Genomic DNA, 25,059 nt, shown 5'->3' on the forward strand with positions numbered 1-25,059 from the left:
GTCTAAAGAGAAGACATGGCAATAATGTTGCGAATTTGAAAGGATTGCTGGAGGGACCCACACAACATCCCAATACGTTGAGCCACAAATTAGAAAATATTGTTAACAACCCTAAGATCGGAATTGTCGGTCTTAGGGGGGGTCACAATAGAATAGAGAACATCAGGTCATATGAATTGGAGGCATCTTAAAGTAGATGTACACCTACATATTGGGTAGAAGCAGGAACCTTCATGGGTTCCTGCTTCTTCTTTGATAACGATCTGCAAGACGCACTCAATATATGTCGTGTTGGATATCTTTTGTACCTTGAGTAATTGAATGTTATTTAAGTTGTGATATGTGTATATGCCAACTCTCTTTATTGCTTTGAGGTTACTTTAGTCTCTCCTAGCTACGCAAACTCCCTTTTAACCAGGCGCGGGGACGACAGGGACCGACCGGGATTTGGATTAAGCTTGTTTTCCCTCTCGAATCGATTTTGTAAAGTTTATCACATGAGTTCACATCAAATCCGAGGAGTGGGTGCCCCCCCATCTCCATGGCAGACGCCACCAAGAGTAGTCGTTGTACGAGCATCCCCGCCTCCATCTGTTGAATGCGATACCCTCTGTACCCTAATGCATTTTTGAGGTAATCCTTGTCTCCTACCACATGTAGACAAAGCGGCACTTGGAACAGATTGACATTGTCCATTGGCATTCCGTATTGTAGGAAGTGTCGATAATCTCCGAAACGTATCCGTCCTAACGCATGAGCAGCACTGTCATAATAGTAAGCACCATCTGGAACGTCTACAACGTTATAAAAACAGCCATACAGTGAGACACGGGACTTCGGCTCCTCTTGTTCTCCATCTAAATCATTTCGATACGAGAAAGAAAGCGTCACCTCTTGTAACAAAGTAGCCAATTGTTCTTGGCTTACCTTTCCCAAAACAAAATCCATGTCTGGTGAATATCGCTTCTGGCAGACTGACGCTAGATCATACGATAACCGCTTCACGCAGGGGAGAACTACCGCTTGCATTCCACATGTAACGTTCTTTGCGCTCTTAATCTGCCGAAACGATCGCGGTGATTCCAACATGGATGCTTCATTCATTTTTCTCAGCATCGGATACTCAACGATCCTCCGTGACCGGACATAGTAACTATGCTGAACGGCTGGCAATTCTCGGCACAATTCAGTGGCAGAAACACTTTCTTCTAAGTTATTATCGTTATCAAACCAAGTGATTGAAGACTCCACAGATAATGGAATAACCGCATATACACTCTCCTCCTGTTCGGATAGTCCAAGCAGGTGGTTGATGGCCCTATCAAGAAATTGGAAATACACTGCCGAGGCGAAACCGAACCGTTTCGCCACTTCCAACAGTTGCCCGATTAGCACGCCAGCATCCAGTCCTTGCAGACGGTAGGCAAAATTATTGTATTTAAAGAAATTCTTCCAAAACATTGTCGATACAAAAACAATACCGAAACAAGCCGACACGTCACATCGATTACCTAGAGCAGTAGTTAGGTAGGAATCGAAATTGCCTTCCCGCAACAACACTAAGCGATGGTGTGCCACATCATAATGGTACACTCCATCTGGAACATCCTTCATCTTCAAATACATATATAATTCGTTTGGATACAACGCCCCTCCGGAGGGAACAAACCGCCGATACAACTGCATTAGGTTGACTGCTTGTTCCGTGGAACCCAAGGCAAAGTCTGCCTGGCAAAATTGAGTAAGGCCGAATACGTACCAGAGAAAATGACCTATTTCTTTTAGGTCGAGCTTTCCAGACGATTCTCTACCCTGGAGCGTTAACGGTACTTCTGGAGAAAGCGGAATCGAAGGTAAGTCACGGTACAGCTTATATGCAAGCGGTGCGTCTTCCCAATCCACTTCCCAATCTGGTGGTACAATCTTATCGACGTCAAAATGAAGATTGTGTAGAAATGTCTCTAGCTTCATCCTCCTGGCCTCCTATGGGAACGGGTGGGGATGTGGATTAAGCTGTTCAAGCGTGAGCGGTTGTTTTGTATACCCGAGTTCCATTGGCACCCGGAGCACCCTCTCAAGACCTTCCAAGCGGGTAAGGTGATGCCCAAATGTCATCGGTAACATTCCCGGAATCAGTACTTTCACGCAATATAATCCGTTTCGTTTCGTTACAGGAGTTGTCTGGTCCACTACAATTACCTCGAGGTTTAATCGACGGAACTTTTGAAGAATGTCCTGCAGGTCATCAGTCAAGTCTGCACGCTTCGTTTGCCACTTGAATTCCTCTTCAAACGTTCGCAACGGACGATGATCATCCAACAAAAATTGCAGGCGCTCCTCTGCTTCCGGTAAACCGTACAGCATGCCATGATCCTCCATCTGCTTTACTAAGAACGGATCGTGTAACATTTTCTCGTATTTCTTTCGGTTTGCCTCCAATTTCTCGTCAAGCGTGAGCATCATGCCTGCTAATTCGTGAATGGCGCTTTTCACTGCCCGTATGGGGTCCGGATGAGCTCCGGCAGCACAGATTAGATTCATTCCCTTTTGTTTCCTGTTTTTCGCCACTGCCCAGACACTTGGAATTCCATGCTCCATCGTCGAGTTGAAAAAATACAGATCATATCCCGCCACCACACGTACACGGTCAACCATCAACTGTAATTCTTTATCGTTAGCGGAACTAAGGTCAAGACGCGGAAGAGGCAACTGCGCATACCAAGTCATCAAGAATGAATCACGCTCCACCACCTCCAAGATGGCATGGAAAATCGCTTCCTCTAAACTCCCGCCTAATGCACATCCGTTGGAAGTTTCATAGACAAAGCCATCCCCACATCCCAAACTGTAATATGCGAGTAACTCTGGAACCAAAATCGGACGCTCTTGTAAAAACGAATATCCCCAAACCCAATTCATTGGGCGATTAGGATGAAACGGTTTGAACGGAAACCCAGGTTGTGCATACTGTTCCTTCGCGTGCACTCCTACCTTTACAGGATTGAGTGCTTTATCTTTCAGATTTTGGTAACTGTCATGAATCGTCGTCCGTTTGCCACGAGGTTCGATACCACAATATCTCTCCAAGCCCTCCAAAATGGCGGTCAACTCGCTAACCTCATATGAATGAGTCCGACCTGCTACTCCCTCGTCCCCTATAAACAATGGCATATTTACAATGATATCAGCAAACGGTAGCACGAAATGATGCATTTTACCATTCAATAACCCAGTTCTGTAATCTAGATAGTCTTTGACCAGAACTTTTTTCAAATGCTCTATCGGACGACAGCGGTAACTGTCAGCGCTGATCTTCGGACTTGATTGCAGCGATATGCGGGCTGCTGTCGGTGAATCGTCGGGTAATTGACCACATATCGTACATAACGGGTCGGACAGAAAGAAGTGACATGAGTTCTTTAATGTTTTCAGGTTGATTAGGAACAACCTTTCTTCTAAGTGGGAACGACTGTCTTCTAACACCCTCTGCGTCTCTGTGGCGATCAGGTGAGCCATCTGCAAAAGTCCTGTTTGTGATGCCCATGCATCACGCTGTATTCCTCCTTGCACCGCTATCCTTCGTTGCAGCTCCCACATCTCCTTACGGTCGTACCCCGCTATAAGGAGTCGAATGTCAGCGCACTGAGAGCATCCCGAGGCATTCGGACGAACGAGCGGACCGATCACGCCCTCACCAAATGAAACAAAGCCCCGAAGCCATGGAATGCCTGATGATCGTAACACCTCTTCCGCCTTATGATGAACGGAGGGATACCAAGCATCGTGCAACACCAGAGCAAAATCTGTTTCTTCCGGAACTCCTTCTTCGAAATCGATTTGACGAACTACTTGATATTGGCCGGACAGTTTTTCATACACATAATCTGCCAATACCCCTTCTCCAACCATCAATACGCAAGTATCCATCAGGATTCCTCCTCTCTTAACAGCACACCAAACACTCCTGCCAGTTTCTCTTTCAAAAAAGGTTCCATTGCTAAATCAAAGACTAAGAGCCGAATGCTGTTTCGTTTCAAGACCTGCATGGCGGACTGCAAGAACTCTAATTGTGTCGTCTTTTCACAAGAGGGAATATCAAGTCTTAATGGTGTATTTTCATTTAGAAGAATGGATGAATCATCCAGTGCTTGTATTCTGAGTGAAGTCGATTGATTTTGTGCGTTCATAAGTGCCTGCTCTAGCGCTTTCCGAAGCGCCATTGTTATATTCAAACCTGCGCTGCCATACCAGCGTCCGTTCGTTCTGATCCATACTACAGGAAATCCTGACACCTTCTCTCCCAAGCCGATCGTCGGTGGTCCATGCATCGTAGTCAGTGCCTGCAAATAAAATCTGCAGTGTTTGTCTTCTACCAAACCCAATCGTACCCGAAAAATAGGTTCCTTTTGATGAGCCTGTCGTTTACTCAGCTTCTCGTCTAAGCACCTTTGCAATCCCCGACAAACGCCTTCCGCAATCGTTTCCCCTGCTCCAACACCGATAAATTCCTGTGGTGCGATTTCTTCGTGGTATAAGGAACCCGAAACGAGTAAATTTTTCATTTGCGATACATACGCTTCAATCCCTGTCAACCCCGCTTCCCGCCGTGCCTCCTCATGGGTTAGACCTGCACAGACAATTTCCGGCAGCAGCTCAGCCGGCCCCTCCGATAGTGGGTTCACAGTTTGAACGCAGCACTGGGCCAACGGAAGCTGCTTCAATCCGCCTTCCTCCCATCTATGGAAAATTCCCGATTCTGCGGATGTCAACTGACTAAAATAATGAAACAATCTACTCGGATCACCGCAACTCGAATTCTGTTTAAGACTCAAATCAAGATCTTGAACCCATTCAGCTGCCACACATTCAGTCGTCACCAGTGGATGTTGTGTGAATGAATGCCAGTCACCTTCCAATGTTTCCAGATCGAGAAGGAAAAATTGATTTCTCTGTTCCGATTTAGTCACTCCTGTCACTTTTTTGAATAATTCAAACACAATCACATTCGCCAACATTGCTCCCGCTGTTGAAGAAAAAGTTTGTAACGGCCGATCCTCGCGAAGCGCGGATCGGTGTATGCGACGCCATGCGGACTCCCAACATCCCTCAGATTCCGGATGCACTAATGGACCCGCTAAACCCACTTGCTGCAGAGATATGGCGGGGAGAAACCCCTTCTTCTCCTCCCTGCAAACCGCATGAAGAGCCCGCAGCTCCTCTACATTGCCTTCCTGTGAGACATATAAAATCCACTCAAATGGCTGCACAACTTCTCGCCAAGAACTTTCTCCCGTCCCCCTTTGTAGGGCTATCTCCTCTATTGCTACTTCGGAGTCCATTTTGCGGGCATTCTCCACCAGTTCCTTCAATCGCGGCCGATTAGTAGGTATCGAGTCTGTTATCATAATATGGAAATTGGGTAATCCAGATTCGAGCAACGCAGAAACTAATGAGACAAAAAAAGGGCCAGAGCCGATAGCCAATACTTTAGATTGACGATATACTTGAAAACGGAACGCACCAGAATCAACGAAACTTTCTATAAATTCAATTTGCGAAGCATACTTTTTGAGAATTCTGCTGTCCAATTGATGTGGACGGTCTTGGCTCACATCTCGAACAAAGCCGTTTCGGTACAGAATTTCTCCGATTTCATACACCCTGTTCCGATATGGGGCCGGTAATCCATCCGTCAATTCTCCCAATGTGTGCTCTCCGTTGAACATAGGCATCAGTTTTTCAATCCACTGATAGATTGTACTGCCTTTCATACGAAATGAGCTTGAGTTATTCCTAAAATACACACCACCGTTTGGATCTGGGAGAAAAAACGTGTCTTTTTTCACCTTCAGACGCGAGGAAGCGTTCAGATTTGTCATTCTACTCCTCCTTATCCGTGAGTTGTTCCGTAGTATCATTTTATGTACTGTTATTTGTCCCTTATGTTAATTTCATAGAGAGGACCCCTGCAGCAGATTATGCAGGGGCAGTCCGTTCTTCTTAGGTAATCACCTTTTTGAGCTAGGGAACTAGAGATTTCCTCTAAATCAGCTCCCTCAGCAATTGAAGCAGTTAAATCAATGTCCAAAACCACCACAACGTCCAAAACACTGTCCAAAACACTGTCCAAAACACTGTCCAAAACACTGTCCAAAACATTGTCCAAAACACTGTCCAAAACAACGTCCAAAACAACGTCCAAAACAATTTCCACCACAACGTCCACCACAACGATGGAAACAATTTCCTCCGCAGCGTCCTCCACAACGTCCACCGCATTGACGAGCATCATCAATAATATAGGACTGAGTTTGAGGATCCCAAACCATCACCTCACCCGCCACAAAATCATCCATACCTAACGATTGAAGTTCATTTTGGAAATTATACATTTTACACCATCCTTATTGTTATAAATTTGTTGTTTCCGGCGACATAACCAGAAACGGGAAAGGAGAGTAGAGCGAAGGTATCAGAAAGATATCTGTGAATCAGATCAATCCACCAAATACTTCGGGTACTCTCCTCAACAAACTATGAACTCTGTTAGGTTGTTGTTACTGATTGTAGTGCCTATTTTTATTGAGACTTCGTAAAACTGTAAAATAAAGAACCGATCCGTTTAAACGATTCAGTCAGTCTTTATATGTAGATTTGACAGAGGACCCGAATCATCCGCCAATCCCTATTCATTTAGAGGGCAGAGTTGAGCGGAATATACCCATTCTTAAAATGGCGGCGTTAACCATGTGATGATTAACTTAAAATATGGCCATCGTCCTGTGAAAGAAGGAAGAATTATGGGAAGAAGTTGTTCCGTATTTTCCAGCATTGATTGAGTGAAGCGTAAATATTTCGGAAGAGAAGGATTCGGGGCATGAGTGCATGAATCTTCTGGGCGCATCCGGGCCTAAAATGGTTTAACGGCGCTATGCAAGATTTGGCAGTTTCTGTTCTTACTGAACGTGGGCATAAAGCGAAAATGTTGAAAAATTTAAGATGGCTTTCGGAGGAAACCACATCCCAAATACGTCAAATCACGAAAATGAAAAGGACGCGTAAACACCCCTAAGATCGGAATGAGCAGTCTTAGGGGTGTTTTACGTGAGTGAAATCCCTTGTGAGTCTATCGTTCTATGAGCTAAATAAAGTCTCTTATGGTAACTAAAAAATTACACGAAAATTACGGAAACAAGGGATTTGTGTTAAACCATTTATCCAATTCCTTTTGTAATTGTCCAAAAAGCATCAGGCGATACATACGAAAATCTGCACGAAGAGACGAAAGGCAGCGGGCTTATTTCCATCGATGAGAAAGTGGCTAAACTATGCAAAGGAGTAAGCGGTGATAGGAGCTAATAAAAGTAACCAAAAGTTGAAAGTGGCAAGTGCCAATCAAATAAAGAGAAAAACAAAACTTATACTGACAAAATGACAAGCTATTACAGATTGAGACTACATTTATAAACTCTAGGATCGTAATGCACAAGCGCTTAAATGCATATCAAATGAAGTTTTATTTCACTTCTGTTATAATAATCTTCATTCTGTATTTTACAAATTCTACCTTATTCACAGTTCATTTTAAAGGAAGTGAACATCGGAATGTCCAATAAAGGAAAAATACTATTTGGTCTTTCCATAGCTGCCTTTTTAGGACCGTTTACTCAGACGATCTATACACCAAGCCTTTCTGAAATTAAACATTTTTTTGAAGCGAATCAATTTATGATTAATTTTACCATTTCTTTATTTACAATCATATTAGCCGCCAGTCAATTTCTCATCGGACCTTTAACAGATACGCGCGGACGGAAAGCAGTATTGCTTCCGGGTCTTCTTCTTTTCATTTTTGGATCTTTCATTTGTTTTGTATCAACAAACTATTATGCTTTTTTGCTTGGAAGAGCTCTTCAAGCATTTGGGATTAGTACTGGATCTGTTGTTGCGGCAGCGGTGATCGGCGATATTTATTCACCAAAAGAGCGCGGAAGTGCCATGAGTATTTATCAAACGATGGTCTTTCTAGGTCCGGTTTTAGGTCCTGTGTTAGGAAGTTTCATAGCTGCCTATTTTCATTGGCAATGGGCATTTGCGATTTTAGCGATTGCCGGTTTTATCAGTTACATCTATAACCGTCATACATTGTGTGAGACATTGCCAAAGGACATCACACCGAGCAGAATTACCTTTCAAACTTTTAAAGGAATTATATCTAATCAAGCAGCTTTCTCTATTATGCTTCTTGGGTTCTTCCAGTTTTATGGCTATTATATTTATCTTGTATTTTTACCTAATTTATTAGATCAGTTGTTTCACGTTTCTCTAGCAACAAAAGGGCTTTTCTTTATGCCGTTAACCGCCGGCATTGTGTTGGGAACATTTTTAGGCGGAAGGGCACAGAAGCGCTTTACGCGCAAATCGATTCTTGTTTATACTTCTTATGCAATTGCATTTGTCGTATCGGCGTTTTGGGCTTGCTTAATGTTAAAATTTCTAAATATGTTCATTCTTATTATTTTTCTATTAGCGTACGGAATACTTCTTGGAACGAGTTTGCCTTCTCAATCAACCACACTCGTTAATTTATTCTTAAAGGAAAAAGGCACAGCGATGGGAGTATACAACTTTATTCGCTTTACCGGCGGGGGAATTGGACCTATGCTCGGTGCGATCATTCATGATATTGCTGGAGACTATGCTCTTTATGGATCATTATTTATCTTCCTTCTTGCATCTGCCTTTGTCATTCATAAAAAGATGTATGATCCATTTGAAGCACCAGTTCAGGCAAGCCAACCGTAGATTGGTATCTATCACTTGGATAATCATTTTGATTTTAAACACCACAAAGGGCTATTTATATCTAGCGCTTCTTCCTTTATTTGTCGAAAGCTCGGTTAATGACAAGCACTAAAAAAGAAAAAGCTTGCAAACTTTGGTTTGCAAGCTTTTATATTTTCTAACTCAAGTGATGATAGGCACTTTATATTATCTCGGCCTTAATACATATAGAGCAATAAGCACAAACAATTGTCAGCAACAAAGAAAAATCGATTGAAGTAGCTTGTAAGAGAAGCAAAGAAGCAGGGAAAACCGGAGCTAAAATAGTTGCATTCTCAAAAATCTACATTCCTGCTTATCTTGCATATTATACAGGTGATTTGTCAAGCCAGTCAGATGTGGAATGTAGCTCTTTAACACCATTCTATCCCCCTACAAAATGAAAACATTGAAATCATTGGACGTGACATTGGATTGTAACGCAAAAGTTGTAGCAAAACGCTATACTTTGAAAATCGTGGGCGAAAAATCACATATTTAATTTTGAATATTTTGAAAATTGTCATATATCTTGTAATAAATCATATATGTTGCAATAAAGGCAATAAAAAATGTGGCACACACAAAATTTAAATGAAAAAGTGCAGGAAGGGGATGAAGAAATGAAAAAGGCGGCAAAAAGAAATGCACAAATTCTTGCGATTGATGCCGGGGGGACGATGACAGACACATTTATCATCGATGAAAACGGTGATTTTGTCGTCGGGAAGGCACAATCCACACCGGAAGATGAATCAGTAGGTCTCTTAAACTCTGCGAGGGATGCACTTGCCTACTGGGACACAACAGTCGAAGAAGAATTTCCGAAACTGCTTGCAGGAGTCTATTCGGGAACTGCGATGCTAAACCGGCTCGTTTCAAGGAAAGGGCGTCGAGTCGGATTGATCGTTAACAAGGGAATGGAAGATTTTCACCGGATGGGTCGGGCGATCCAGGCATATCTCGGCTATTCTTACTCAGACCGTTTGCACTTAAATACCCATCGTTACGATCCTCCGCTTGTGCCAAGGGAGTTGACAAGAGGAGTAACCGAAAGAGTTGACTTATTTGGAAACGTTGTCATTCCGCTTTATGAACATGAAGTGGAACCGGCAGTAAGAGAACTTCTGGAACAAGATGTCGAAGCGATTGTCATCAGCTTGCTTCATTCTTATAAGTATCCTCACCATGAGCGAAAAATTAGGGATATTGCAAAAGAAGTCATGAAGAAAGTTGGAAAGGAAGTCCCTGTGTTTGCGTCTGTTGATTATTATCCTGTCAGAAAAGAGTCGCATCGCACAAATACAACGATCATTGAAGCGTATGCAGCTGATCCTTCACGTGAGACACTGATAAAAATCAATAACATGCTGAAAGAGCATGGGGCTAATTTCGACTTGCGTGTGATGGCAAGCCATGGTGGAACGATCAGCACACGGGCCAATGAATTGGCAAGAACGCTTGTATCCGGCCCGATCGGCGGTGTAATTGGTGCGAAATACCTCGGAGAACAGCTTGGTATCCGCAATATCGCCTGTTCGGATATCGGAGGAACGAGTTTTGATATGGCGCTCATCACTCAGGGAGACTTGAGCATCAACACAAGTCCAGATATGGCCCGTCTCGTACTTTCACTGCCGCTTGTCGCCATGGATACCGTCGGAGCGGGAGCCGGAAGCTACGTCAGAATCGACCCGAACTTCAAGTCGTTGACACTTGGACCGGATAGTGCCGGATCGAGAGTCGGTGTCTGCTATCCGGAAGGCGGCGTAGAAACGGTAACGGTAACCGACTGCCATGTTGTTCTCGGCCTGATCAACCCGGATAACTTCCTCGGCGGCGAAGTGAAACTATATCCGGGACGTGCATACGAAGCGGTTAAGAAACAGATTGCTGATCCGCTCGGGTTATCTGTTGAAGATGCGGCATACGGTGTGATTGACCTGCTTGAATCACAGCTTCGTAACTACCTTGAATCCATGATTTTAGGAAAAGGGTATTCACCATCCCAGTATGTATGCTTCTCATACGGTGGCGGCGGCCCGCTACATACAGCCGGTTATACGAAGGGTCTCGGTTTTGAAGACGTGCTTGTACCGGCATGGGCGGCAGGATTTTCTGCGTTTGGCTGTGGTGCTGCGGACTTTGAATACCGTTATGATAAAACACTCGATATTAATGTCAATGACGGCGCTGCCGACGACATCAAACTGAAAGCCGGAAAAGAATTGCAGGCCGCGTGGGATGAACTGAAAGAAAAAGTCGCAGCCGAATTCGAGAAAAGCCAGTTTAGTAGAAAAGATGTTGATTTCCGCCTCTATTTCCGTATGCAGTACCAGGGACAATTAAACGACTTGGAAATTGAAGCACCGATTGAAGCTTTCAAAGATGTGAATGACTGGGATGAACTTGTCAACGCATTCGAGGACACATACACGAGGGTTTACGCAAAAGCGGCAAAATCGCCTGAACTCGGATACAGCATCACAGGCGCAATCGTCCGAGGCATTGTCGAAGTGCCTAAACCAAAAATTCCTGTAGAGCCGCTCGCAGGTGAAACACCGCCTCAAGAAGCGTTCCTCGGCAAGCGCAATGTGTACTGGAAAGGCGAATGGATCAAAGCTGACATTTGGGAAATGGAAAAACTGAAGCCGGGTAACAAAATCGCAGGGTTTTCGATTATTGAATCTCCGGCTACGACATTTGTCGTTCCTATAGGATTTGAAACATACCTTGACCAGCACCGCATTTTCCATTTGAAAGAAATTTAAGGCTTAAAAAGGAGGTTGATCCAGCATGGCGATTAACGAAAAAGAATTGACAAGTCGCAAAAACATTGGCTGGGACGGAAAAACACTCAAGCAAATGCGCGAGGAGATCGATCAGCTCAGCCGGACAACGGGACATTACGCAGGGTTGAAAAAGCTTCCGCTGAAAGAAACCGAACCGATTCGCTATGAAAAGATCTTTTCGAAACTGCGCGGCGGGGTTGTACACGCGCGGGAAACGGCAAAAAAAGTCGCTGCATCGCCAATTGTCGAGCAAGAAGGTGAATTGTGTTTTACACTTTACACACCTGAAGGCGATTCGATTGTCACTTCAACTGGTATCATCATTCATGTCGGTACGATGGGTGCCGCAATCAAATTCATGATTAAAAACGATTATGAAGTGAACCCTGGTATCGAAGATGGCGATATTTTCTGTAACAATGACTGTCAGATTGGAAACGTTCATCCGTGTGACGTCCATACGATTGTGCCAATCTTCTACGAAGGAGAACTGATCGGCTGGGTCGGCGGGGTTACTCACGTGATCGATGTTGGGGCAACTGCTCCGGGAAGTATGACTGTCGGTCCTGTCACTCGTTACGATGACGGTTATCAGGTTGCCTGCCGCAAAATCGGTAAAAACGATACGCTGTTAAAAGACTGGTTAATTGAAAGCCAGCGGTCGGTCCGTACTACGAAATACTGGTTGCTTGATGAACGGACGCGTGTAGCCGGCTGTCATATGATTCGCGATCTTGTTCTTGATATTGTGAAAGAGGAAGGAGTCGATACCTACAAGAAATTTATCCGCGAAGTGATCGAGGAAGGACGCCGCGGTTTTGTCAACCAGGTAAAAACATTGCTGATTCCGGGTAAATATCGCCAGGTTTCATTCGTAGATGTACCGTACAAAAATCTTGATGTACCGCCTTATGCCCGCGTGAACACGATTATGCATGCGCCGACTGAGCTGACCGTTCACAAGGATGGCAAGTTCCAAATCGACTTCGAAGGCGTCAATAGATGGGGCTGGCACAGTTACAACGCAACACCGGTTTCAATTACGAGCGGAATATGGGTCATGATGTCGCAAACACTCATCCCGAACGACCGGGTCAATGACGGTGCATATTATGCAAGCCAGTTTGACCTGCCGTACGGTTCATGGCTAAATCCAGATGATATCCGTACCGCACACAGCTATGCATGGCATTTCCTTGTGTCCGCGTGGAGCCCGTTATGGCGTGCACTCAGTCGAAATTATTTTGCCCGCGGTTATCTCGAAGAAGTCAATGCCGGAAACGCCAATACGTCTAACTGGCTGCAGGGGGGCGGTTACAACCAGTACAATGAAAACCATGCCGTCAATAGCTTCGAATCAGCCGCTGAAGGCGTTGGGGCAAGTGCGGTAAGAGACGGCATCAGCCATGCCGCTGCAATCTGGAATCCAGAAGGCGATATGGGTGATATGGAAATATGGGAGCTGGCGGAACCGCTCATTTATCTCGGACGAAGCATCAAACCGAATACGGCCGGTTACGGGAAGTACCGAGGTGGAAGCGGCTATGAAACATTAAGAATGGTATACGGGGCGAAGGACTGGACGATGTTCTTCATGGGTAACGGCTACATGTCGAGTGACTGCGGATTGATGGGCGGTTATCCAGCTGCGGCAGGATACCGTTTCGAAGCCCATGGTACGAATTTAAAAGAACGGATCGAAAAAAGGCTGCCGATTCCGACTGGCGGTGACCGCGATCCTGACAACCCAGAATACGACAGACTGATAGAAGCAAAAGAAATTATCCGCGACAAGCAAGCGATTACGACAGAAACCATTTTTGAAAACTATGATCTGTATTTGAATTACTTACGTGGGGGTCCAGGATTTGGTGATCCGCTTGAGCGGAAACCGAAAATGATCGAAGATGATTTGAACGAAGGACATCTTCTACCTCGTTTTGCTGAAAGCGTTTATGGAGCTGTCGTCACTCAGGATGAAAAAGGAAAATATATCGTCGATGAAGAAGCAACGGCAAAACGTCGTGAGCAAATTAGAAAAGAACGGCTTAAGCGGGGTGTTCCGACAAAAAAATGGATGGAGAAGGAAAGAAAGAAAATTATCAACAAAGAAGCGGCTGTACAGGTGCGCCACATGTATGCAAGCACGTTCGCGTTAAGTGAAAAGTTTTACAATGAGTTCAAATCGTTCTGGAACTTGCCGAAGGATTGGAAATTGACTGAAGATGAACTTGGAGTTCCGGTCTTTGGCAGGAAAATCAATAAAATGAGGTGAGAACATGGCACAGTACGATAAGTACGATCGCAAGACGATTGAAGAATTAATCGATGGTACGATAGACTTTTTCAAGTTAAAAGAAATGCTCTCAAACTTTAAAGACACTGACAGATTTGATAAATATATCAGCATACTCCAGGAAAGAGTGCCGTGGGACGATCCGATTTTGCTGCCGGCCGGGCTTCACCTCTACATCGTTCAGAAGCCAGACGGGAAACGAATCGTAAAGTGTGATTGCGGACATGAATTCTGCGAGGCAAGTGATAACTGGAAACTTCATGCGCTCATATATGTTCGTGATACAGAAGAAAAAATGGCAGAGCTGTATCCGAAAATGCTGGCGCAAGATCCGGAATGGCAAGTCCTCCGCGAGTATTACTGCCCTGGCTGTGCGACTCAGCTTGAGGTAGAAGCGGTGACGCCTTGGTATCCAGTCATAAAAGATTTCGAACCTGATATCGATACGTTCTATAAGGAGTGGCTGAAACGTCCGCTTCCTCAAGCGAAATAAATATGAACAAACAGACGACGGTTTTTACTGTCGTCTGTTTTATGAAATTCATGGAGGTGTAGATATTTAGGATCCGGATACAGGAGATACTGCTGTTAACCAGGGAGATTTACCTAGTAATGTGAAGTATATGATTTACTATCATGAGCTAGATCGTGTTATAAATAAAATTCCGCCGCTTTTCCGAGATAGAAATGATGTAAAAGCGGTGGCTTTTTTCTTTAACTTTGACAACGGCTAGTCGTCAAAGTTACTCCAAGTAAATAAATTCTGGATATGGATGACTTAAAAACTGGGAATGGGAAATGTCCCAACCGTAAGCACCGGCACATTCAAAAAGCACTATATCACCAACTCGAACATTCGGACAAAAAACATCTCGAGCCAAAACGTCATTTGGTGTACATAATTCCCCTACGATTGTTACTGCATCTTGAGTAATACCAAACCGAGCAAACGGATAGTCCCATTGTTCAATTGGTATAATCGAAAAAGGATGATTCATCTTCCAAGCAGCAGGTAAGCGCAAATGATGCGTCCCACCGCGAAGCACTGCAAAATTTTTCCCATAATTCTTTTTAATATCTAAAATTTCGGTAGCATAATAACCATGATGTGCCGTTATGTATCTGCCTAGTTCAAATACAACAGTCCATAGAGGATGGGCATGTTGTTTTAATATGAGCTGCAACTGGTTGTTGAAGCTCTCCCAATCAAACCTTTTATCAGGATGATCATAATGGATGCCAACTCCACCTCCCACATTGACAACGGAAAAACATTGTGCAAATTCTTTTTCCCATTTGTCAGTTTGTTCTAAACAATGCTTCACAAATAAGACATGTTGCTTCTCATCTAGATTGTTTGACATCGCATGAAAATGAAATCCGTGCAGCTTTACGTGTTTCATTTCTTTCGTCATTTGAATAGCGAGGGGAATTTGGGTTTCATCTATTCCAAACTGTGTTGGAAGCCCGGCCATTTTTAACCTTGCCTCTGGCACTGTTGTTTGTAAATTTACTCTCAGCAAGATTGGAACAACCATCTTATATTGCTCTGCAATCCAGTTTAACCGTTGCAATTCAAACACGCTTTCTACATGTATAAAAGAGATATCATTCGTAATGGCTACTCGTAATTCCTCGTCCGTTTTCCCAGGGCCACCGAAAATCATTGGAACGGTAGAGCTAACAGATCGTACTTTATTCAATTCTCCTATTGAGGCAATTTCGAATCCCGTCACATACGGTTGTAAGGCTTTCAATATTTTTATATCCGCATTTGCTTTAACTGCATAGAATAAACGGCATTGATGCGGCAAAGATTCTGACAGATTTTTCACATGCTCTTGCAGCCCTTTTAAATCATATAAATAGGCACAAACGGGTTTGTTCTTTTTCTCCTTCCAATCGATGATCGCTTCTTGAATCATTGGATTTTTGATTGTCCTCATTGCCATTGACTTCTCCTCACTTTTTTATAGCTTCCATAACTCTTTCCTCTGTAATAAAACAAATAAAGTACATCCTATACATCCTGCTCCCATAACGATGCCTGCTATAAATACTCCGAACCTCTCAGCTAAAGATGTAATGATGATTGTTCCTAAAGGAATAAATCCCCTATCCATTAGCGCAATGCTCATAATTCTTCCTCTTAAACCATCTGGTACAGTGGTTTGTATTGCTGTACGGCTCAATGTTCTGTATACCTGGCTTGTTATTCCAATAAAAAACATTGCGGTGGATGCAAACAGAAAGTTGTCCGCTACAAACATAAACATAAGCAATGTTCCACCGAAACCGAGCAATGAACTAATCAGCCATTTCCCTATCGCACCTACGGAGAAGACGGATAACGATATCGTTCCTAAAAGCGCACCCATAGAAGAAATAGATAGAAGCGTTGCAAAACCTTCTGCCTCCCTCTTCATTAACTCTTGAACAAATAGAGGAATCACGCTGGAATAAGGAAATCCAAACACCATCGGCACAACTGCTAAAAGCAACAACGATTGTACTAAAGGAGTTTCTTTTACATATTGCAATCCTTCTCTTATTCCAATAGAAGGCCCTAATTGTTTTTTTCGCTTCGTAGGCATATCTTCCTTAAGAGCCAATAAAGAAATGAGAGAGACAAAAAGTGTGAAACCGTATAGAATAAGCAATGAAAAAGTTTCCATGTACGTTAGCAGCCACCCCGCTACCGCAGGACCAAGAATTCGTCCAATATGCAGTCCGGCTGTATGTAAAGCAATGGTGCTAGAAAGAGAAGAGGGAGGAACTAAACTAGGCATATAAGAATTGCGAATCGATGTTTCTAATGCCATAAATATGGAACGTAATACGACTGCAAGGAGTATCCATATAAAGGGCGCTTCATTATAAAGGAAAAATGCAAGAACAAACGTCACGATCATCATCACCGCTTGAACGCCCACAAGTAGTGAGCGTCGGTCAAATCGGTCTGCTAACATTCCTCCTGGCAAGCTGAATAGAAAAATCGGCACGAGGCGGCACGCATTGAGAATCCCTAAATGCAAAGGAGAGGATGAAAGCTGCAATACCGCCCAGTTTAAAGCAACAAAATCCATCCATTCTCCTATTCTTGATGGTAAGCTTCCTAACATGTACAAGCGAAAAAGTGGATATTTTAACGCAAAAGATGAATCCGCTTTCCATTGCATGACTTGTGGCATATCACTTTCTCCTGTTCATACGCTGACTAATGGATTGGGTACTGAAACATAGAAGTAGCGTTTCTGTTCCGGATTCAATCTCATCTTCGTTAATGCTTTATGATCGATTTTTTTCTGATATAGTGCTTCCTTGTCTTCATGAATGTGTTCTAGAAGTTCTTGATTGAATGCCGACTGCTCAAACACCTTGTCACATTGAAGACGAACCGGTTTCCATAAAAGACTTTCCTCAATGTTCCAATACTTGCTTATTTGCTGGATGATTTCACTCAGTTGGTTTTGAAAAACCGTATAAAATACTTTATTTTGTACTTCCTGCAAATCATCGGTAATTGTGATAGAACCCGGATAAAACTGTATATCCAAACCTTGTTTTTGCAATCGTGGACGATGGATTCTTACTCCGCCCCAATCACGAAAAAGAATTTTTACTGGTCTTCCATTTTTGAAAACAGGAACTGTATTTTGTAGATGTCCTTCTAAACCAATTCCATATTTAAACAATAGGGTTAAAAAACCTGGTAGAGCAACCTGTGCATATTCTTTTATAAAAGAAACGGCTGATTCTTTTCGAGATTTTATATTAAGGGTTTTTGCATATCTTTCTATTATTTCAATTAAAATAGGTTTTCTGTTGATAGGAGACTGAGCATATAATGCTGTTCCTGCAATGGCAATTTCGTCATTATGAATAACTTGTTCCATATTTTCCCGATAAATAACAGAAAGATTTCGGTTTTTTAATGTATCGTCTGAACGAAACGAACATCCACCGATTTCACAAATAGGAATAAATGTTTGTGCTAATTGTTTTTCCCTATCCATCACTTTTCGAATGAGTTTCGTAAATTCAGCACCGTTGTTTGCAGATTGCGGTGAAATCGAGCGCACAGTTGACGTCATTTGACTATGAACGGCCGTTTTAACACATATATCCTTATCCTTTGGAATAACCGTCCGAAACGAGGTTGTGGCAAATGCTGGAATATTGACTTTTTCTATCAATATTAATGTTCCATCTTTCAGCTCTTCTCGATATACATCTGGAATGATATTTTTCCATTGCCATGGGTGAACAGGAAGCAATACGAAATCTTCGAGTTTCTGTTCTTTGGTAGCAAAAAATTCCCTAATCTCATTTTTAAATTCTGGAAAATGTTCAAAAAAGAAGTCGTTCGGCTCTTGATGATCAAAGAACCGATAATCACATAAATCCCGATGAAGAGCGACTAATTTTAATGATGGTGTTCCTTCAAATTCCGCCGCATAGTTAAACACATCCTCAGGTAGCATTCCCATTTTCGTTTTGGAGCCGGGATGAAGATGATGTCCTTCCACGCACAATTGCTCAAAAAACAACATGGCTGAAAAAGAAGGATCAGTATTTTGTTTCTGTTGAATGTAATCTAGTGTATCAACAGTATTTTTGAATGAAACATTTATCTTTTTCGACTTTTCCTCAAAGTAAGCATAGGCAAGTGCTAAATTGGCACTACCATTTTCTAATTCTTCTATAAGAGGACCCCATTTGCTGACTTCTTTACTACTGTCTTTTTGTTTCAATAAGTGCAGTAATTCTGTGCTATGACTAATTTTTTTTAATTGATTTCCTGTCAATAAGATGTCCCCTACAATTTCAAATCGTCGAAAAGAATATTCCTTACTCACTGGTATGATTAAACATTCCCGCTCATTTAGAGAATAGATTTTATATAATATTCCTTCTTGAAGATTTGTATTTTGTAGTTGACGAATCATTGCTTCCCAGTGTTCTGTTAGTTTTGGTAGATTCATAGCAAAAGTTGAACCTATCACACGCAAATCGTATGAAGTTGAAAAGAGTCCAAAAACATCTTCACGCAGAAGGGAAGCGGTTATTCTGTGTAAAATCGTGCGTCTTGCCCGAGCTAGATTTTCTATGTAGGCTTGCAGTAAATGAGGCTGTTTCTTTTCTAAAAACTCGATACAGCGCATTTCATCGGCAGTCAGTTGTAATTCTGTTTGTAAAACAGACGTACAAACACTCATTTCTCTAGCTCTCCTTTCCACTTGGCTAATGGATTTGGTACGTCTATAAAGCTATTATGTATATCATCGGTTAGCCGCATTGTTACTAAAGCCTTCATTTCAAGCGTTGGCTTGAAAAACGCTTGTTCATCGGTGCTTACTTGTTCGCTTATCGTTTCATTTGTTTTCAACTTATCAAACACATCATGAATAACTATCGCTATTTCCTTCCACAATAACTCTTCATCAATGGAAAAATAGCGAACTAAACAAGCGATAATCTCGCCTAAATGATTGTGAATAATGGCATGGGACAACGTTTTTCTTAATTCAGTCACATCATTCGTTATAATCATTGACGGATTGAAAAGATTAGCGGACAGTCCTTGTTTTTCAAGACGATTGACATATATTCGTATGCCGCCGAAATCACGAACTTTCATTCTGCTAAGAGCGCCGTTCTGAAATATTGGGACGCTGTTTTGTAAGTGAGCTTCTAAACTAATACCATATTTACTCATCAACGTAAGAAGGCCTGGAAGGAGCACGGAAGCATATTGTTTAATAAATGCAACTACCGCCTGATTTATTTCTTCTATGTTTTGATATCTAGCATATTCCTCAATAAGTTCTACTACAATCGGCTTTCCACTCACAGGAGAAACAGCAATTAAAGCGACAGCAGGCATGGCGATTTCTCCATCTTCAAGGTCATATTCCGGATTCTCACGGATAATTGCCGCTAAATTTTTTCCTAACACGGACGTATCGTGTTTAAAAAGCGATGGATTTGTTGGCTCAAAATATATTCCTGCCTTTTCCTTAATCACGTCTAACGGTGAAAGAAGTGGTTCTTTTTGTAAAATATTTTTTATTAATTGTGAAACAATAGGGCCGTTAATCGTTGAAGCTGGTGAAACTGTACGAACCGCGCTCGTTGTTTGCACATTCATCGGTGTCTTAATATGATGCTTTCCATTCTTCGTTGGCATCAACGTACGTATAGAGACTAACGCATAGGTTTCAATGGAATAAGAAGGGATCGGAATAATAGAACCGTTTTTCATTGCTTCTTTATAAAGTTTTGGGATGGTATGTTCCAGCTGCCAAGGATGAACCGGAATAAGATCGTATTCGTTTTCCTTCAATCCTTTTTTTCCAAGTTCCTCTGTAACATGCTGTTTTAATTCTGGATACTCCTCATAGAGTAAATCGGCTACTCTTTCGAACCCAAAGGACGTAATATGACAATCAGATCGTTTCACAGCAATAAATGAAATAATTGGTTTGGCTTCCCACTCTGGAGAGTAATTCATTACTTCTTCGGGATTAAACCCAAATTTTGTTTTGGAGCACGGATGAATAGTATGGCCATCAATCACCCATTGTTCGTAAAAAGCAAGTGGGCTGAAAGATGGTGTTCGTTGTTTTTCTGCTAAAACCCATTGTATAGAATTTGTACTTTTCTCACTGTTCGTGCTATGTAATTGATTCGTACGATATTCTCCTGCTGTTAATGCCAAAGCATAATTTGCCGCACTATTTTCCAATTCTTTATAAAATCGTTCTTGATTAGGATATCCGGCAATCATGCCTTCCTGCTCCAATAGTTTTAAAAGATGAGCAGGAGAAGTAATGGCTTCTTGCTTTTTTTCATGTACGAAAAAGATTTCTTCGATATCAAACTGCTGCAATTGAAATCTTCTCGTTACTTTTGCTTGCAGCCATTTATCTTCGGAAATATGAATGCGCAATTCTTTATGAGAAGGAGCATCATTCCATAAAATACGTTCCTCTTTGATTAATCCTTCACGAATGATCCCTTGGAGCAACCGTTGAATAATACCTAAGCGGCTTTTCTCGAGCTGTCTTAGAAACATTTCCACTAAATCGGGATGGTTTCTTTCTAAATAACAATAAATTTCTTGTTCATCATTCATTAAATGACTAGCTAGAGTTTTAGATAAAAACAAGATCCCACTCCCCTTATTAAAATTCGATAATGATTATCAATTTCATAAAAATGATATTATAAATGATTATCATTTTCAATTATCGATAACAAAAACACTCCTTTAGTCATGATAAAAAAATACACTTTATTTCAATTAACGGATAAAACTCCCAGTTGAATATGTTAAGAAATGGGGCGAAAGTGGGGGTGAACTGGCTACTGATCAGATCAGGTTTTAGTCATTTTGATGGTCTGATACGGGATCATGAACATAGCTTGTAAAGATGACTCTTTGAAAATGGGAGACAGGAGAGAATCATTAAGATAGGAATGAATCTATGAGAATGAAAAATCTTAAAAAATCGTATGAGAGGTTTTAAGGGTTTGTAGTCTTGACAATGATGCTGAAGAGTGGTAGTCTTCTTTTAAGATTTTTCTGAATTTTATTTACAGGAATAGCATGGTTTGTTACTGTGAAGCAATTATCGCCTATGCAGGTAGATGGTCGTCCAAGCAAATTCCTGAATGAACAATTGAATAATGTGGGAACAGGTTCTGAAGATGAAAATCGGGTTCCATGAAAAGGGTTTGTCACTAAAACACCTAGTTCGATGTTCATCTGAGGATTAAAAGGGAAGTCCGGTGAGATTCCGGCACGGTCCCGCCACTGTGATAGAGGAGTTTCCGTCATCACGCCACTGATCAGAAGATTGGGAAGGTAGACGGCAAGCGATGATCCTTAAGTCAGGAGACCTGCCTGTTCTGACAACACTGTTTTTACCTACGGGAGATAGGGAGGTGTTAGAATGAGGAAAATGGGGGAGTTGTTACCCTTTCTTTGGCATTTCTAACTTTCCATCGGAACGTTGGAAATGCCTTTTTTATTTCAGCGATCTGTTTAAAGGACAATAATTGCAAAGGAGAGAAAACATGAAATCAAGCAATCTCGGTTATCCGCGCATCGGCGAAAAAAGAGAATGGAAAAAAACATTAGAGTCCTTTTGGGCTGGTCAAATAGAGGAGCATGATTTCCTTTCTATCATGGAGTCCATTCGTCTTGCACATATAAGAAAGCAAAAAGAAATAGGTATTGATCTTATTCCGGTAGGTGATTTTACTTTTTATGATCATATGCTTGATACCGCTGTTATGTTTGGTTTAGTGCCGGAGCGGTTTCAACATACCGGGGACAAGGTTCCACTTTCCATCTATTTTTCCATGGCTCGCGGTAGCAAAGACGCTCCCGCTTGCGAAATGACGAAATGGTTTAATACGAATTACCATTACATTGTACCAGAACTAAATAGCAGCCTTCGGCCACGTTTGACAGAAAACAAGCCGCTGAAAGCTTTTCAAGAAGCGAAAGCAAAGATAGGTGTTAAAGGGAAACCGGTTCTTATCGGCCCTTATACGTTTATCAAACTTTCTAAAGGTTACGATTCAAAACAGTTTCCGGCTTTAATCTTGCTGCTGCTCCCTCTCTATGAACAAGTGTTGCAAGAGTTGGAAAAAGAGGGGGCCGAATGGGTGCAAATCGACGAACCGATTCTCGTTACTTCTTTGGCAAAAGAAGAAATGGCGACAATTGCGTTTATTTATCAAAAATTAAATGAAGCTGCTCCTCGATTGAACATTATGCTGCAAACTTATTTCGAGGCGGTTGACTGGTATGAAGAACTGATTGAGCTACCGGTACAAGGCATCGGTTTTGATTTTACCTGCGGTCTCGAAGAAAATTTGAAGAATCTACTGAAATTTGGTTTTCCATCCGACAAAATTTTAGCTGCTGGGATGATCGATGGCCGCAACATTTGGCGGGCAGACTTGGCTGAGAAAAGAAAACTCATTGAAACGATTGCTGCTGTTGTGCCTAAAGATCAGCTCTGGCTTCAGCCTTCTAGCAGTTTGATTCATGTGCCTATCACTGTCAAAAATGAAAGAAATTTATCACCACTACTGAAAAATTCATTGGCTTTTGCAGATGAAAAGCTTGAGGAAATCGTATATTTAGCAAAGCTATTTCGCGATGAAGGGGCTCAAGAAGAAGACAGCTATTATCAAGACAATCAACAAGCGATCCACTTATTGAAAAACGATGCCTCAAGAGATAACCACCTCGTCCAAAAGGAGCATGAAAAACTGAAAAATGAACGGGCCGAGCGTAAATCACCTTATCTTGTTCGGAAAAAACTACAAAAAGAAGTTTGGAAGCTGCCGATTCTTCCAACGACTACGATCGGAAGTTTTCCGCAGACAGCGGTAGTCCGAAAAGCACGGCAAAAATTTAAAAAAGGTGAATGGAGCCGACCGCAATATGAACAGTTCATCCAACATGAAATCCAAAAATGGATTGCCATTCAAGAAGAAATTGGTTTGGACGTATTGGTACACGGTGAATTTGAAAGAACAGATATGGTCGAATTTTTTGGAGAAAAGTTAGGAGGTTTTGCTTTTACCGAAAACGGCTGGGTGCAGTCGTACGGTTCGCGTTGCGTCCGTCCGCCGATTATATATGGGGATGTGGAATTTTTGCAGCCGATGACAGTCAAAGAGAGCGTCTATGCTCAATCGTTGACGAACAAGGCGGTTAAAGGAATGCTGACCGGTCCGGTTACCCTTTTAAACTGGTCCTTCGTTCGCGATGACCGACCGCGTCAAGAAGTAGTCGAGCAAATTGCCCTTGCATTGAGAAAAGAAGTAGAGGCATTGGAAGCAGAGGGAATTTCCATGATTCAAGTAGATGAACCAGCTCTATTGGAAGGACTGCCGCTGAAAGAAGAGAAGAAGCAGGAATATTTTGAGTGGGCTGTACGGATGTTCCGCATCGTGACTTCGACTGTGGAAGACACGACTCAAATTCATACGCATATGTGCTATTGCGATTTTTCGGCGTACATGCACGATATCAGCAAAATGGATGCCGATGTTATCTCTATTGAAACATCAAGAAGCCATGGGGAAATCATTCCTGTCTTTGAGAAAGAAACGTATGATAAAGGGATTGGTTTGGGGGTCTATGACATTCACAGCCCGCGTATTCCTCCTGTGGAAGAAATCGTGGCAATCATTGAACAGTCATTACAAGTGTTGGATGCAGAACAGTTTTGGATCAATCCTGATTGCGGTTTGAAAACAAGAAGAGCAGAAGAAACGATTGCTTCTTTAAAAAATATGGTGGCTGCGGCCCAGCTCGTTCGAAAGAGGTTAGCTGGGAAAGAGACGGCTGCAGTGGAAGGGAGAGAATGAAATGCTTCAGCCAAAGTCCGTCAGTGAATCGAGAACGTTGCTGACCGACTTAGTGTTTCCACCGGATACGAATCATCATCATACGATTTTTGGTGGTAAGGTCATGGCGTATGTCGATAAAATCGCCTGCATCGCCGCTATGAGACACTGTCGAAAACCGGTTGTAACTGTTTCAAGTGATTCATTTGACTTTCTTGCGCCGATTAAAACCGGGGAAGCGATCCATTTAGAGGCGTATGTCACATGGACTCACCGGACATCAATGGAGGTATTTGTAAAAGTGGAAGCGGAAAACTTATTAACAGGAGAAAAACGGTTGACAGCGCGTGCTTATTTAACTTTCATCGCATTGGATGAAAACGGAAAACCAACTCCTGTCCCACCCGTTATCCCGGAAACAGAAGAAGAAAAGAAACACCATGCTCACGCTGAAGAGCGATACGCATTGCGCCAAAAAAGAAAACAAAACCCGATTATGTAATGGTGACTATCACGTTTAAAAAACAAAAAATAGAATTCTATATTTGTTTTGATCTTATCCTTAACGTTATTGCTGTTATCAGCCTTGCCTTTATTCTACAGAACAACGTATGGCGTTATATTGCGGAATCTCGTTTATGATAGCTTGCTATATCTACTATTATTTTATGGCTAAACACCGAACAACAGAGAAACGATTTGTCGCGAAAGTAGATATAGAGAAAATAAGATAAAGACGAACCTCTCCCGCCTCTAAAACGGAATGTAGGT

At 42.2% G+C, this 25,059-nt stretch carries 15 protein-coding genes, 2 pseudogenes and 1 riboswitch; of the genes and pseudogenes, 8 read left to right on the plus strand and 9 right to left on the minus strand.

Annotated elements, in window-relative coordinates:
• Positions 1–390 precede the first annotated feature (390 nt).
• The 5 genes from HNQ85_RS13950 to HNQ85_RS13965 are packed head-to-tail and all read right to left on the minus strand — an operon-like array spanning position 391 to position 6,392.
• Positions 391–1,971, minus strand: a complete 1,581-nt coding sequence (locus HNQ85_RS13950; RefSeq protein ID WP_181538331.1) for a SagB family peptide dehydrogenase — start codon at positions 1,969–1,971, stop codon at positions 391–393.
• 12 nt (positions 1,972–1,983) lie between these two features.
• Entirely contained in the window at positions 1,984–3,927 is a 1,944-nt protein-coding gene (locus HNQ85_RS13955; protein ID WP_181538332.1) for a TOMM precursor leader peptide-binding protein, read from the minus strand.
• Positions 3,927–5,879 (minus strand): putative thiazole-containing bacteriocin maturation protein, encoded by a 1,953-nt coding sequence (locus tag HNQ85_RS13960; RefSeq protein ID WP_181538333.1) that lies wholly within the window; start codon positions 5,877–5,879, stop codon positions 3,927–3,929. Before HNQ85_RS13960 ends, HNQ85_RS13955 begins: the two co-directional genes overlap by 1 nt.
• Positions 5,880–5,929: 50 nt before the next feature.
• Positions 5,930–6,190: a hypothetical protein gene (locus tag HNQ85_RS18100; RefSeq protein ID WP_409994140.1), complete on the minus strand. Its 261-nt coding sequence runs from the start codon at positions 6,188–6,190 to the stop codon at positions 5,930–5,932.
• Complete coding sequence (locus HNQ85_RS13965; RefSeq protein WP_181538334.1) at positions 6,078–6,392, minus strand: heterocycloanthracin/sonorensin family bacteriocin; 315 nt, start codon at positions 6,390–6,392, stop codon at positions 6,078–6,080. Before HNQ85_RS13965 ends, HNQ85_RS18100 begins: the two co-directional genes overlap by 113 nt.
• Positions 6,393–6,612: 220 nt before the next feature.
• On the opposite strand from HNQ85_RS13965, the pseudogene HNQ85_RS17695 reads away from it, so the two are divergent.
• The 5 genes and pseudogenes from HNQ85_RS17695 to HNQ85_RS13985 all read left to right on the plus strand — a co-directional run.
• Positions 6,613–6,843: pseudogene (locus HNQ85_RS17695) on the plus strand (LLM class flavin-dependent oxidoreductase); the annotation flags it as partial.
• Between the two features lie 762 nt (positions 6,844–7,605).
• Complete coding sequence (locus tag HNQ85_RS13970; RefSeq protein WP_181538335.1) at positions 7,606–8,805, plus strand: MFS transporter; 1,200 nt, start codon at positions 7,606–7,608, stop codon at positions 8,803–8,805.
• A 641-nt stretch (positions 8,806–9,446) separates the two neighbouring features.
• Complete coding sequence (locus tag HNQ85_RS13975; RefSeq protein ID WP_181538336.1) at positions 9,447–11,594, plus strand: hydantoinase/oxoprolinase family protein; 2,148 nt, start codon at positions 9,447–9,449, stop codon at positions 11,592–11,594.
• Between the two features lie 25 nt (positions 11,595–11,619).
• Complete coding sequence (locus tag HNQ85_RS13980) at positions 11,620–13,890, plus strand: hydantoinase B/oxoprolinase family protein (RefSeq protein ID WP_181538337.1); 2,271 nt, start codon at positions 11,620–11,622, stop codon at positions 13,888–13,890.
• 4 nt (positions 13,891–13,894) lie between these two features.
• Positions 13,895–14,404, plus strand: coding sequence for an acetone carboxylase subunit gamma (locus HNQ85_RS13985; RefSeq protein ID WP_181538338.1), 510 nt, complete (start codon positions 13,895–13,897; stop codon positions 14,402–14,404).
• Between the two features lie 250 nt (positions 14,405–14,654).
• On the opposite strand, the gene HNQ85_RS13990 is transcribed toward HNQ85_RS13985, so the two are convergent.
• From HNQ85_RS13990 to HNQ85_RS14005, 4 genes are read right to left on the minus strand one after another with little or no spacing between them, the layout of a single operon-like run.
• Positions 14,655–15,863, minus strand: coding sequence for a type III PLP-dependent enzyme (locus tag HNQ85_RS13990; RefSeq protein ID WP_246326880.1), 1,209 nt, complete (start codon positions 15,861–15,863; stop codon positions 14,655–14,657).
• A gap of 18 nt (positions 15,864–15,881) precedes the next feature.
• A complete protein-coding gene (locus HNQ85_RS13995) occupies positions 15,882–17,102 on the minus strand; it encodes an MFS transporter (protein WP_181538339.1) in 1,221 nt (406 codons plus the stop codon).
• 15 nt (positions 17,103–17,117) lie between these two features.
• Positions 17,118–19,130 carry an IucA/IucC family protein gene (locus HNQ85_RS14000; protein WP_181538340.1) on the minus strand — a complete coding sequence of 671 codons (2,013 nt, stop codon included), beginning with the start codon at positions 19,128–19,130 and terminating at the stop codon, positions 17,118–17,120.
• Positions 19,127–21,082 carry an IucA/IucC family protein gene (locus tag HNQ85_RS14005; protein WP_181538341.1) on the minus strand — a complete coding sequence of 652 codons (1,956 nt, stop codon included), beginning with the start codon at positions 21,080–21,082 and terminating at the stop codon, positions 19,127–19,129. The genes HNQ85_RS14000 and HNQ85_RS14005 overlap by 4 nt, the downstream gene beginning before the upstream one ends.
• Positions 21,083–21,660: 578 nt before the next feature.
• Positions 21,661–21,838, plus strand: a riboswitch (cobalamin riboswitch).
• Positions 21,839–21,993: 155 nt separating this feature from the next.
• Here HNQ85_RS14005 and metE point away from each other — a divergent pair.
• The 3 genes and pseudogenes from metE to HNQ85_RS17700 form a co-directional block, all read left to right on the plus strand.
• The gene (gene metE, locus HNQ85_RS14010) at positions 21,994–24,309 is read left to right on the plus strand and encodes a 5-methyltetrahydropteroyltriglutamate--homocysteine S-methyltransferase (RefSeq protein WP_181538342.1); all 2,316 of its coding nucleotides are present in this window, start codon (positions 21,994–21,996) and stop codon (positions 24,307–24,309) included.
• 1 nt (position 24,310) lies between these two features.
• Positions 24,311–24,790 (plus strand): acyl-CoA thioesterase, encoded by a 480-nt coding sequence (locus HNQ85_RS14015; RefSeq protein ID WP_181538343.1) that lies wholly within the window; start codon positions 24,311–24,313, stop codon positions 24,788–24,790.
• Positions 24,791–24,843: 53 nt separating this feature from the next.
• Positions 24,844–25,022 (plus strand): annotated as a pseudogene (locus HNQ85_RS17700) (amino acid permease); the annotation flags it as partial.
• Positions 25,023–25,059: the final 37 nt, after the last annotated feature.

This window comes from [Anoxybacillus] calidus (assembly GCF_013760845.1).
In the GTDB taxonomy this organism is placed as follows: Bacteria; Bacillota; Bacilli; order Bacillales; family Anoxybacillaceae; genus Paranoxybacillus; species Paranoxybacillus calidus.

What these genes read in the sequence shown, in the direction of transcription:
- HNQ85_RS13950 (WP_181538331.1), bottom strand. Translation starts at nt 1,971, where the DNA reads ATGAAGCTAGAGACATTTCTACACAATCTTCATTTTGACGTCGATAAG.
- HNQ85_RS13955 (WP_181538332.1), bottom strand. Translation starts at nt 3,927, where the DNA reads ATGGATACTTGCGTATTGATGGTTGGAGAAGGGGTATTGGCAGATTAT.
- HNQ85_RS13960 (WP_181538333.1), bottom strand. Translation starts at nt 5,879, where the DNA reads ATGACAAATCTGAACGCTTCCTCGCGTCTGAAGGTGAAAAAAGACACG.
- HNQ85_RS13965 (WP_181538334.1), bottom strand. Translation starts at nt 6,392, where the DNA reads ATGTATAATTTCCAAAATGAACTTCAATCGTTAGGTATGGATGATTTT.
- HNQ85_RS13970 (WP_181538335.1), top strand. Translation starts at nt 7,606, where the DNA reads ATGTCCAATAAAGGAAAAATACTATTTGGTCTTTCCATAGCTGCCTTT.
- HNQ85_RS13975 (WP_181538336.1), top strand. Translation starts at nt 9,447, where the DNA reads ATGAAAAAGGCGGCAAAAAGAAATGCACAAATTCTTGCGATTGATGCC.
- HNQ85_RS13980 (WP_181538337.1), top strand. Translation starts at nt 11,620, where the DNA reads ATGGCGATTAACGAAAAAGAATTGACAAGTCGCAAAAACATTGGCTGG.
- HNQ85_RS13985 (WP_181538338.1), top strand. Translation starts at nt 13,895, where the DNA reads ATGGCACAGTACGATAAGTACGATCGCAAGACGATTGAAGAATTAATC.
- HNQ85_RS13990 (WP_246326880.1), bottom strand. Translation starts at nt 15,863, where the DNA reads ATGGCAATGAGGACAATCAAAAATCCAATGATTCAAGAAGCGATCATC.
- HNQ85_RS13995 (WP_181538339.1), bottom strand. Translation starts at nt 17,102, where the DNA reads ATGCCACAAGTCATGCAATGGAAAGCGGATTCATCTTTTGCGTTAAAA.
- HNQ85_RS14000 (WP_181538340.1), bottom strand. Translation starts at nt 19,130, where the DNA reads ATGAGTGTTTGTACGTCTGTTTTACAAACAGAATTACAACTGACTGCC.
- metE (WP_181538342.1), top strand. Translation starts at nt 21,994, where the DNA reads ATGAAATCAAGCAATCTCGGTTATCCGCGCATCGGCGAAAAAAGAGAA.
- HNQ85_RS14015 (WP_181538343.1), top strand. Translation starts at nt 24,311, where the DNA reads ATGCTTCAGCCAAAGTCCGTCAGTGAATCGAGAACGTTGCTGACCGAC.